We start from the raw sequence: 12,215 nt of genomic DNA, 5'->3' as shown, positions 1-12,215 counted from the left end.
AAAAACTATTTAAGCGCCAGTTTGATAACTTGCTTGCGGTACGGCTGTTGAGGCTTGGTATGGGTTGGTAAAGTCTTGCAAACCAGCTACCGCTTCTTGCACATCTTTACCTTCTTTAATCACAAAACTATCAAAACCTGAACGTTTTAAATAGTTTAAGACATCCTTAAACACATCACCAGTTGCACGCAACTCACCTTGGAAACCTTGACGACGTAGTAGTGCAGCGAATGAATAACCACGACCATCACCAAAACCCGCAAACTCAATGAAGATTGCATCAAGTTCATTTAATGGAAATGTGTGCTCTTCAGGTGAATCATTTACAGTCACATACAAAGCTTTTTTGCCTTGAACGTTAGCTAATTGATCGAGTTGAGCTGTTGTTACAACAACATCACCTTGGGGAATAACACCATCTTCAGCAATGATTTGATAAGTATTATCTGTAATCGTGCCATCTTTATAAAGCACTGGTAGAGCTGTATTAAGCATATGCACGCTCCTTAAATGGTTGAATTCCTACACGGCGATATGTATCAACAAAACGCTCACCTTCAGTACGTAGATCAAGATAAGTATTCAATACTTCTTCAATGACATCTGGCACTGCATCTGCTGCAAATGATGGGCCTAAGATGTCACCAATTGATGCATCATGGTCTGAATTACCACCTAATGTAATTTGATAGAACTCAGCGCCTTTCTTATCTACACCTAAAATACCGATGTTACCTACGTGGTGGTGACCACAAGCATTCATACAACCAGAAATATTTAGATCTAAATGACCAAGATCATAAACTTTGTCTAAGTCATCAAAACGACGTGTAATCGCTTCAGCAATTGGAATTGATTTCGCATTTGCAAGTGAACAGAAATCACCGCCTGGGCAACTAATGATATCGGTAATAAAGCCGATATGTGCACGCGCCATATTTTGTTGTTCAAGCGCTTGCCATACATCAAACAAATCTTTTTGAGGCACATCTGCCAAAGCAATGTTTTGCTCATGAGTCGTGCGAAGTTCGCCGAAAGTATATTTATCAGCAAGGTCTGCAATAAAATTCATTTCTTCGGTGGTCATATCACCTGGCGCAATACCTGCGCGTTTTAGAGAAATCGTAACAATACGATAGCCCTTCACTTTATGCGCATGCGTATTGATGTTGAACCACTGTTTGAATTTTGGATGCTCAGCAAATAAAGCTGTGAAGTCTTCATCTGCTAAATCTTGATAGTCAAACGGTGTGAATTCTTCATCCAGTTTTTTCAAGATTTCTGGCTGAATCTTTAATGCTTCACGTGTATGTTCAAATTCAGCTTCAACTTTTTGTGCAAACACTTCAGGAGTTAATGCCTTAACTAGAATTTTGATACGCGCTTTATATTTGTTATCACGACGACCATGCAAGTTATAAACACGTAAAACCGCTTCTAAATAAGCAATTAAATCTTCACGTGGTAAAAACTCACGAATCACACTACCGATGATTGGGGTACGGCCTAAACCACCACCAGCCATAATTTTATAGCCGATCTCGCCTGCTTCATTACGCACGATATAAACACCAATATCGTGGAATGCAGTTGCCGCACGATCTTTTTCTTCAAGTGCAGAAACAGCAATTTTGAACTTACGTGGCAAGAATGCAAATTCTGGGTGGAATGTACTCCACTGACGAATCAACTCACATGTTGGACGTGGGTCTGCAATTTCACCAGCAACCACACCTGCATATTGGTCAGTTGTGGTGTTACGAATACAGTTACCACTGGTTTGAATGGCATGCATTTGTACAGTTGCAAGTTCAGCCAAAATATCTGGCACATCTTCAAGCGCAGGCCAGTTTAACTGAATGTTTTGACGTGTAGATACATGTGCATAACCACGGTCATAAGCAGTTGAAACTTCAGCAACTTTACGTAATTGTTTAGAATTCATTAAGCCATACGGCACAGCTATACGCAGCATAGGCGCATAACGTTGCACATATAAACCATTTTGCAAACGTAATGGACGATATTCGTCTTCAGAAAGTTTGCCAGCTAAATAGCGTTCTGTTTGATCACGGAACTGAGCAACTCGTTCATTAACCAGCTGCTGGTCGAAATCGGTATATAAATACATGGCGTATGGCTAGTAGATTCATTATTAAGGCGGATAGCATAGCGAGCTTTTATTCATCAATAAAATGCTTTTTTTGCATATTTAATAACGGTTTTATTGATAAGCTTTAATATAAATCGACATAAAAAAAGCCCAGATAAATCCAGGCCCTTTCTATAAAAGCTTTTTATTTGTTATCTGGTAAGGCATAAGCCACTAAATAGTCGCCCATTTTCGTACCAAATGAACCATGACCACCAGCCATGATCACAACATATTGCTTACCATTGATTTCATAAGTCATTGGTGTTGCTTGTCCACCTGCTGGTAAACGCGCTTCCCAAAGTTTCTTACCGTTAGTAACGTTAAACGCACGTAAGTAGTTATCTTGAGTTGCACCAACAAACATGACATTACCGGCAGTAGAAATTGAACCACCTAAACCAGGCACACCAATTTTCACAGCTGGTAACTGGAACAAGTTCGGCAAGCTATCACGGATTGTACCAATACGTTTTTTCCATACCACTTCATGAGTTTTCAAATCAACGCCAGCTACATAGCCCCAAGCCGGTTGTTTACAAGGTAAACCAAGCGGAGATAAGAATGCGCTAATTTCAACACCATACGGTACGCCGTACATCGGTTGTACGCCCTGCTCAGTTCCCGCACCTTTTGCAGTTTGTGCACGGTTTGGATCAGCAGGAATTAACCGACTTACGAATGGCAGACCAATCGGGTTCATTACAGCAACCTGACGATCAGGGTTAACTGACATACCACCCCATTCAAATACACCCAAGTTACCAGGGAAAACTAAAGTACCGTTTTCAGATGGTGGCGTATAAATACCATCGTAATTTAGACGTTTGAAAGATACACGACACATGAGCTGATCAAGCATAGTGGCACCCCACATGTCTTTATCAGTCAATTTATCTTGTGGCGCCAAGTTCAAGTCAGAGAATGGCTGAGTTTTTGAATAGAACTCACCTTTAGTTTGTGGTCCACGTTTAACTGTTTGTGGAACTGGTTTCTCAGTTACAGGAACAATCGGTTGACCATTACGGCGATCAAGCACAAAGGCATTACCTGTTTTCGTCAATACATAGATTGCAGGAACAGTCTGGCCAGCTTTGTTTTTGATATCAGCTAAAGATGGTTGTGATGGTACGTCCATATCCCATAAATCGTGATGGGTTGTCTGGAAGTTCCACACTAATTTACCAGTAGAAGCATTAATCGCTAACATTGAGTTTGCATAACGCTCTTTCAGCTCGGTACGGTCACCACCCCAGATATCTGGTGTACCTACACCTGTTGGTACATAAACAATATCAAGTTTGGCATCGTATGCTAAAGGTGCCCACGCATTTGGTGAGTTGTGAACAAAAGTAGTACCTTCGCCCGGCATTGCATTTGGATCTGCTGCGCCAGTATCAAATACCCAAAGAAGTTTACCAGTGTTAACGTCGTATCCACGAATCACACCAGATGGCTCTTTATTGGAGTAGTTATCTGTTACAGAACCAGCAATAACAACAGTTGAACCAGTCACGATACCAGGAGATGTTGGGTTATAACCGCCTGGATAAGCATATGGCATGAACTCTTGTAAGTTCACTTGACCATTTTGACCAAAGTCAGTACATGCTTTACCAGTGTCAGCATTTACAGCCACTAAACGGCCATCGTTGACTGGTACAAATACCTTACGTGGACATTGTGTAGAGCTAGATTTCTTGCTTTGAAGACTCGTTGCAAACTCAGTTGTATTGTTTGCATCGTAATACATCACACCACGACAAGTTAAATGCTGGAACGATTTATCCGTTTTAAGTTTCGGATCAAAACGCCATTTTTCTTTACCTGTAGCAGGATCAATCGCAATTAACTGCTGGTGAGCTGTACAGATAAACATGTTATTACCGATTTTAATCGGTGTAACCTGATTAGTCGTTTCGCCAGAGTCATTATCTGTCTTAACATCGCCAGTACGTAAAGTCCAAGCAACTTTCAAGTCTTTTACGTTTTGGTCATTGATCTGTTTCAATGGAGAATAACGCACACCTGCTTGAGTACGACCATAAGCTGGCCAGTCACTCTCTGCTACACCAGGCACCGCTTGAGCTGTTTCTGGTTGAGGTGTTTTGATTTCACCATTAATTTCTTGCGGATCATTGAAGATAGAATACACCATCAACACGATTGCAATTGCTAAAGTTGAAGATAAGGCAACCTTACTTGATCCAAGGTTGTTGATTCCACGAGTTACAGCCGGAACCAATAACCATAAACCAAGAATACCTAAAATATCTAAACGTGGTGCAAGCGCCCAAAAGTCTGTTCCAACTTCCCAGACACTCCAGATAATAGTTCCTAGCATTAATGCAGCATAAACCCACAAAGCAGTAGAAGCACGCTTGTAGAGTTGCCATGCAACAATGAGGAGTAATACTCCAGCTATAATGTAGTAAATTGAACCGCCTAGTGTAGCGAGCCAAATACCTCCAATTAACAGGAATAACGCCAGTAACCCAATAATAATTACGGTAAAAGTCGTTAAACCTGATCTTGAAGTAGGTTGATTCATAAACCACCTCTTATCAATCATCATTTTTATAGGAAAGATGTGCCAAGAACCTTATAGAAAAATGGCATCACCAATACATCTAAAACAAATTCAGGCATCAAGAAAAAACGGAAGGTCAGGATAATTCAATCAATGAGTTAGCCCTCGACAATCCGTTTTTCGGAGTAATTACCCTTAGAATGCGGTTGAGAATTTAATACCGCCTACCCAAGTGTTATCACCATTTTTTAATGCACCAACATGACGAACATATTGCACATTTGGACGAATAGTCAGCCAGTTCGTCGCATGAATACCGTAGTAAAGCTCGGTATTGTATTCGGTGTCATATTCTTTAGTTTGAACATCGTTCCAATCATCATTGATATGGATACGAGCCACACCGAGTGCCAACTCATCTTGAGGACGTTGATTGAGCAAACCTTTATAGACTAAGCCTACATTTTGCATGTTATCAATTTTGTTGGTATCAGAGTCGTGGAAAGTCAGGTTCACAAAACCTGTCAAACCGCGATCTGTTTGATCAGCAGGCTGGAATAATTTTTGTTTTGCAGTTACCCACACCCCTTGTTTATGAGATGTTTGAGCCTTATTCGTAATTTCTTCAGCGTCAGCAGTGCTGTAGTAATAACCTAAACGGTATTCACCAGCCATACTTTGAGCACCTAATTTAGGTGACCACACTACTTCGGCAGGAATGATTGCACCGTGAGAACCATCAGTACTTAAGTTAAAACCTTTACCTCGCTCCAGATTTTCCGGGTTGTATTCATATACACCAACTTGCGTATATAAATCAGGTTGCAAGTTATATTTAACACGCATTGCCCATTGGCTTACTGGCCAGTTATACCACTGATCGCCCACCCAGTTACCGACTTGTGAACCACAAAGCGCCAAGTTCTGGAAATCACAATCAAAACTGTTAAAGTCTTCACCTTCACCAAAACGACCAACTTTAACGTCTAATTTTTGATCCATGAATTTTTTCTTAATCCACAAATCTGTTAAACGCCAAGTTTGCTCACGCCCCCACACTTCTTGCACCGAGCTTAAGTGCCCTGCTAAAGCTGGTGAATGTTCAGAAAGCGACTGCCCATCACGATAAGTTAATGTGATTTGAGCTTCAGTATCTTGCCAACCTAAAATTTTATTTAGGTCAAAATGAGTTCCTAGTGCAAGTTGCCCCGTATAAGCACTACCATGCGTAGACGTATTTTTTGAATCTAAAATACCGGCATATTCGCCGGTATATCCAAAAGAAAAATCATAACCTTGTGCTTGTAACGCGGTGCGTTGACCGTTCCAATCACCCAACATCCAAGGACTATTTGGGTCGAATGCAGCAGCAGCTTGTGCATGCTGTATAAAAAGAGTAATTGATAAAACGGATAAACAGGAAGCCATCAAGGATTTATGTGTTTTCATGTTTACATACCTTTTATGTCTTTGTTTATAAAGGGTACGCTAATTTTATGTAAAGAAATTATTCAAAATGTTAATCGATTGATTAATCTAATAATAATCTTAATACACATTGTATGAAAAATGGCCCCAGCTCTTTACCACTGCCCTTCACCAAGTTTTTGACCTATAAAGGAATATCTCATTTTCGATCTTGAAAACTTAATTGGACAAGCCAATTGTGGTTCTGTATCCGCTGTATTATTTTGCAAAGGTACATCCACAATCCATCCACGTTCTTGTGCTAAAGGCGAGTTTAAGGACTCAGTTAGGCTTAAAACAGGTTCTACACACACATCAAGATTTGCAAAAATTTCATGCCATTCTTTAAATGATTTCGTTTTAATTTTCTCTTGAATAGCTTGTTTAACTTCTTGTCGGTCTTCCACATCTAAGGAAGCACCTTTTTGTAATAATAAAGGCAAATCAAGTGCCACTGATAAACCAGACATAAATTGTGGCTCAAGACTACCTATTGAAAGATAACGACCATCTTGAGTCATATAATAGTCATAAAAAATACCGCCATTGAGCATGCCATGCTCTGGAGCCTGTTCAACTTGTGCCGCAAGTGTTGCTGATGCGGCCATACTATTGAGGCTAGCAACACAATCGGTCATGGAAATATCAATATATTGTCCCATCCCACTACGTCCGCGTTCAACGACCGCAGCCAAGATCGCAATGACCGCATGAAGTGAACCACCTGCAATGTCTGCAACTTGAATACCGAGTGGTGGTGGACCACTGTCTTGTCGGCCGCTATATCCAGCAATACCTGCTAAAGCTAAATAGTTAATGTCATGCCCAGCTCTGTCTTTATAGCTCCCTGTTTGTCCATAACCTGTAATTGAACAATAAATGAGACGTGGGTTAATTTCGGCAAGTGTCGCGTAGTCTAATCCGAGACGACGCATAACATCAGGTCGGAACTGCTCTATAACAATATCAAACTCAGAAATTTTAGCTTTAATCAGATCAATACTCGCTTTATCTTTTAAATCGAGAACAATCGACTGTTTATTTCGGTTTAGATAACTATGTGCTGTTGCTTGACCATTTGCGTATGGTGGCATGATTCGGATTAAATCAGGACGTGATGGAGATTCGATATGGATGACTTCTGCCCCCATATCGGCCAGATACATTGTGGCAAAAGGTCCAGGTAAGAGCGTCGAGAAATCGAGAACTTTAAGTCCATTTAATGCTGTCGTCATCGTATTTTTAACCACTATTATTCGAATTTTCTTTTATATTAGTTAAGCAAATATACTAAAACAATGTCATGTTCAGCCATTTACCTTGATCATTTCGGCAATTTAACATGTAAAAAGTGCTTTTACTCTGTTGTAAATCGCCAATTTATTTTTTTAGACGGTCATTTAGGTCAATTTAAAGTGAACATCAAAGAGACTGAAGGATTCAATATGAGTCGCGATACGATTAGCATCCACTTCGTGAATGCGGCTTTGACAGGCGTAAAACGCCTTGGCATGGATGTTGAAATGCTCCTTTCACATGTGGGTATTGAAGCGGAATTATTACGTCAACCTAAAGCTCGAATCTCACCAGAACAATACACTCGTTTTATAAAAATGTTGTGGATGGTCACACAGGATGAACACGTTGGATTTGACGTACAACCGCGTCGTCTGGGCACTTTTGCCATTATGTGTCAGTTGATTATTCACGCAAAAACATTGGGCCAAGCCCTTGAACTGTCATCTCAATTCTACAAATTATTTGGCGATGAATGGTCTGTAACTCTAGAGCGTGACAAACATGAAGCACGTCTAGTTCCCCTCATTCCAAAAACTTTAGATCCAGACCATTTCATTACTGAAAGCATGCTCATGATTTGGCACGGTCTAGCATCATGGTTGATTGAACGCCGCTTGCCATTAGAACGTGTTCATTTTAGCTATCCACGTCCTGCACATGCAGATGAATATGATGCATTATTTTTTGCACCAGTTATGCAGTTTGATGCACCGCGTACTGAAATTACCTTTGCAGCTGATTATCTTGATTTGCCAATCCGCCAAGATGAGAAAACGCTAGAAGAATTCTTAAAAGCAGCTCCTGCTCAGCTTTTAGTAAAATTCAAAAACACCAACTCGCTAACTTCTCGTATTCGTGAAGTGCTCAAAAGCCAAATTGGTGAAGAAATGCCAACGCTTAATGACGTGGCATCAATGTTGTATTTATCTCCGCAAACCTTACGCCGCCGCTTGGCTGCCGAAGGTAAAAGCTACCAAGGCGTAAAAGATGCCCTACGCCGAGATGCTGCGATTCACTTGTTACTCAACCCTGAGTTAACACTTGAAGATGTTGCCCAACAAGTTGGCTTTAGTGAAACCAGTACTTTCCACCGTGCATTTAAAAAGTGGACGGGTGTAACCCCTGGCCTATATCGCCAGCTACATGGTTATCACTAATTCTTAAATCTATTTAGCTTCACATTTAGCCCAAGTTCAACTTGGGCTTTTTTGTATTTCTATTGGCAAAAATCATCACCTGACTGGTGCGCTTATCGTCATTGCGTTGCCTTTTAAAACCAGTACACTCAAAACACAACAAAGTTTAAGTAATAAAAAGGAACTGTTATGAGCGAGGCTTATATTATTGATGCCATTCGCACCCCACGCGGAAAAGGAAAAAAAGATGGCTCTCTTTACGAAGTAAAACCAATTACATTACTGACGACCTTATTAAATGAATTACAGCAGCGCCATCAACTCGATACCTCTAAAGTTGACGATATTGTTTTGGGCTGCGTAACACCAATTGGCGATCAAGGTGGTGATATTGCCAAAACAGCAGCGATTGCAGCAGGTTGGAATGATGATGTTGCTGGGGTGCAAATCAATCGCTTTTGTGCATCAGGCTTAGAAGCAGTCAATATGGCAGCAATGAAAGTCCGCTCTGGTTGGGAAGATTTAGTGGTTGCTGGTGGCGTTGAATCAATGTCACGCATTCCAATGGGCTCGGATGGTGGGCCGTGGGCATTAGATCCAGAAACAAATCTTAAGTCATCATTTGTTCCACAAGGTATTGGGGCCGACCTCATTGCAACCTTAGATGGCTATAGCCGTGAAGATGTTGATAATTTTGCTGTAAAGTCACAGCAAAAAGCGGCGGCGGCTCAATCAAATGGTTATTTCGACCAATCAGTTGTGCCAGTAAAAGATCATGCAGGTGTGGTGATTTTAGAGAAAGATGAATTTATTAAAGGCAATACCACACTCGAAGGTCTAACGAAGCTCAACCCAAGTTTTGAAATGATGGGACAAATGGGCTTTGATGCAGTTGCTTTACAAAAATATCCAGAAGCACAAAAAATCAATCATGTTCATCACGCAGGTAACTCATCAGGTATTGTCGATGGAGCAGCTGTAGTTTTATTAGCTTCTGAAAAAGCTGTCAAAGAACAAAATTTAAAACCACGCGCTAAAGTTTTGGCAACTGCATTAGTCGGTACTGATCCAACCATCATGCTGACTGGCCCTGCTCCTGCTGCACGTAAAGCTTTAGAAAAAGCTGGTCTTACGATTGACGATATTGACCTGTTTGAAGTCAATGAAGCATTCGCGGCAGTTGTTATGCGTTTTATTAATGAACTCAACGTCCCAGCGGAGAAAGTCAACGTAAATGGCGGTGCGATTGCTTTAGGTCATCCATTAGGAGCAACAGGTGCCATGATTTTAGGCACTTTACTTGATGAGCTTGAACGACAAGATAAAAAGCGCGGTTTAGCGACGCTCTGTGTTGGCGGTGGGATGGGTATTGCCACCATTATTGAACGCGTATAAAAATTAGGGATATAAAAGATGAGTGCAATTCAATACGAAAAAAATGCCGACAATATTGTCATTTTAACGCTTGATTCAACTGGTCAATCTGCGAACACCATGAATGCCGAGTTTCGTGACTCGCTCGATGAAGCGACTCAGAAACTTAAAGCAGAAACAGAACTTTCAGGGGTTATTTTCCGCTCGGCTAAAAAAACTTTCTTTGCAGGCGGCGATTTAGATGAACTGATTCAAGTTCAGCCTGAACATGCAACTGACTTTTTCAACATGGTTGAAAGGCTAAAAGGTCATTTACGTACAATTGAAACACTAGGGATTCCAGTGGTTGCAGCATTAAATGGCACTGCACTAGGCGGCGGTTGGGAAATCGCATTAAGTTGCCATCACCGTATTGCAATTAATGACCCAAAAAGCAAATTTGGCCTACCAGAAGTCACTTTAGGTTTGTTACCAGGCGGCGGTGGTATTGTACGTATGGTACGTTTGCTTGGGCTTCAAAATGCATTTCCTTTCTTAATGGAAGGCAAACAGTTCGGTGTTGATAAAGCAAAATCTTTAGGTTTAATTCATGACACTGCCGAAAATGATCAAGAGCTTTTAGATAAAGCAATTGCTTGGATCAAGGCCAATCCAAAATCTCAGCAGCCTTTTGATGTGAAGGGTTATAAAATTCCAGGCGGTGATCCAAAAACTCCAGCAGTTGCACAAGTTCTTGCAATTGCGCCAGCCATGTTAAGAGACAAAACCAAAGGTTGTTACCCTGCCCCTGAAGCGATTATGGCTGCCGCAGTTGAAGGTGCTCAAGTTGATGTCGATACTGCACTACGTATTGAGTCTCGCTACTTTACTCAGCTTACCACAGGCCAAATTTCTAAAAATATGATCGGCACTTTCTGGCATGGTCTAAATGCAATTAAGTCTGGTGCGAGCCGCCCTGCCAACGTTGCAAAATGGCAAGCGACTAAAGTGGGTGTTTTGGGTGCAGGCATGATGGGTGCGGGCATTGCCTATTCAACAGCCATTAAAGGCATTCCAGTTGTACTTAAAGATGTATCTGTTGAAAATGCTGAGAAAGGTAAAGCATATTCACAAAAGCTCTTAGATAAACGTGTATCACAAGGCCGCATGACGGCAGAAAAACGTGATCAGGTTTTATCACTCATTACCGCTACAGCTTCAGCTCAAGACTTACAAGGTTGTGATTTAATTATTGAAGCCGTATTTGAGAATCAAGAACTCAAGGCGAAAGTCACTCAAGAAGCCGAGCAATATCTAGCACCTAACGGTGTGATGGCATCAAACACCTCAACCCTGCCAATTACAGGTTTAGCGCAAGCAAGTAAGGATGATAAAGCTTTTATCGGTCTGCATTTCTTTAGCCCTGTCGACAAAATGCAGTTGGTTGAAATTATTAAAGGTAAAAACACCTCCGCAGAGACACTTGCCAAAGCTTACGACTTTGTACAACAAATTGGAAAAACACCGATTGTTGTTAATGATAGCCGTGGTTTCTTTACCAGTCGTGTGTTTGGTACGTTCATTCAAGAAGGTATGCGCTTGCTTGCCGAAGGTGTCCACCCAGCGCGTATTGAAATGGCAGCACTGAAAGCTGGTATGCCAGTTGGCCCCCTCGCTATTCAAGATGAAGTATCTTTAACATTAACCGAACATGTTGCCAGTGAAGCACGCAAAGCTCTTCAGGCCGAAGGAAAAGATTTACCTAAAACTTCTGTAGATGAAGTGGTTCACACCATGATTCATGAGTTAAACCGTAAAGGTAAAGCTGCTGGAGCTGGTTTTTATGAATACCCTGAAAATGGTAAAAAGCATCTATGGGAAGGCTTAAACCGCTGGAAAAAAGATCATGATATTTCTGAACAAGATATGATTGATCGCATTCTGTTTGTACAGGCCTTAGATACTTTACGTTGTTATGAAGAAGGCGTATTGGAGTCTGTAATTGATGCCAATGTCGGTTCTATCTTTGGGATTGGTTATGCACCTTGGACTGGAGGAGCAATTCAATTCCTAAATCAGTATGGTACTGATAAAGCACAAAAACGTGCCGAAGAATTAGCTGCCAAATATGGTGAACGTTTCACACCGCCTACGTTACTAAAAACCAAAGCTGAGCAGAAACAAAATATTCAGTAATTTAGTCTTATTGAATATTTAAAAAACTGCATAAACCTTACCCATATAAATATATTTTATTTATATGGGTTTTTCTTTATGA

The 12,215-nt window shown here is 41.0% G+C and carries 8 protein-coding genes; 3 read left to right on the top strand and 5 right to left on the bottom strand.

The genetic code is table 11. The annotated features are described in order from the left end of the window. Positions 1–9 precede the first annotated feature (9 nt). From MKL33_RS18290 to MKL33_RS18270, 5 genes are all read right to left on the bottom strand, one after another. Positions 10–495, bottom strand: coding sequence for a DUF934 domain-containing protein (locus MKL33_RS18290; protein WP_130120783.1), 486 nt, complete (start codon positions 493–495; stop codon positions 10–12). Then, positions 488–2,131 (bottom strand): nitrite/sulfite reductase, encoded by a 1,644-nt coding sequence (locus MKL33_RS18285; protein ID WP_004789205.1) that lies wholly within the window; start codon positions 2,129–2,131, stop codon positions 488–490. Before MKL33_RS18285 ends, MKL33_RS18290 begins: the two co-directional genes overlap by 8 nt. Positions 2,132–2,297: 166 nt before the next feature. After that, positions 2,298–4,703: a glucose/quinate/shikimate family membrane-bound PQQ-dependent dehydrogenase gene (locus MKL33_RS18280; RefSeq protein ID WP_069036191.1), complete on the bottom strand. Its 2,406-nt coding sequence runs from the start codon at positions 4,701–4,703 to the stop codon at positions 2,298–2,300. 174 nt (positions 4,704–4,877) lie between these two features. Next, positions 4,878–6,110 carry a carbohydrate porin gene (locus tag MKL33_RS18275; RefSeq protein ID WP_161282979.1) on the bottom strand — a complete coding sequence of 411 codons (1,233 nt, stop codon included), beginning with the start codon at positions 6,108–6,110 and terminating at the stop codon, positions 4,878–4,880. Positions 6,111–6,265: 155 nt separating this feature from the next. Continuing rightward, the gene (locus tag MKL33_RS18270; protein ID WP_002116185.1) at positions 6,266–7,384 is read right to left on the bottom strand and encodes a CaiB/BaiF CoA transferase family protein; all 1,119 of its coding nucleotides are present in this window, start codon (positions 7,382–7,384) and stop codon (positions 6,266–6,268) included. Positions 7,385–7,594: 210 nt separating this feature from the next. On the opposite strand from MKL33_RS18270, the gene MKL33_RS18265 reads away from it, so the two are divergent. The 3 genes from MKL33_RS18265 to MKL33_RS18255 all read left to right on the top strand — a co-directional run bounded on the left by MKL33_RS18265 (position 7,595) and on the right by MKL33_RS18255 (position 12,133). Continuing rightward, entirely contained in the window at positions 7,595–8,605 is a 1,011-nt protein-coding gene (locus MKL33_RS18265) for an AraC family transcriptional regulator (RefSeq protein WP_002116561.1), read from the top strand. 168 nt (positions 8,606–8,773) lie between these two features. Then, entirely contained in the window at positions 8,774–9,979 is a 1,206-nt protein-coding gene (locus MKL33_RS18260; RefSeq protein WP_005064279.1) for an acetyl-CoA C-acetyltransferase, read from the top strand. 18 nt (positions 9,980–9,997) lie between these two features. Next, entirely contained in the window at positions 9,998–12,133 is a 2,136-nt protein-coding gene (locus MKL33_RS18255) for a 3-hydroxyacyl-CoA dehydrogenase NAD-binding domain-containing protein (protein ID WP_270907486.1), read from the top strand. Positions 12,134–12,215: the final 82 nt, after the last annotated feature.

Source organism: Acinetobacter sp. AOR43_HL, assembly GCF_027854635.1.
GTDB lineage: Bacteria > Pseudomonadota > Gammaproteobacteria > Pseudomonadales > Moraxellaceae > Acinetobacter > Acinetobacter pittii.
Note: the sequence above shows the minus strand (reverse complement) of the source record. Positions and strands in the feature narration are given on the sequence as shown.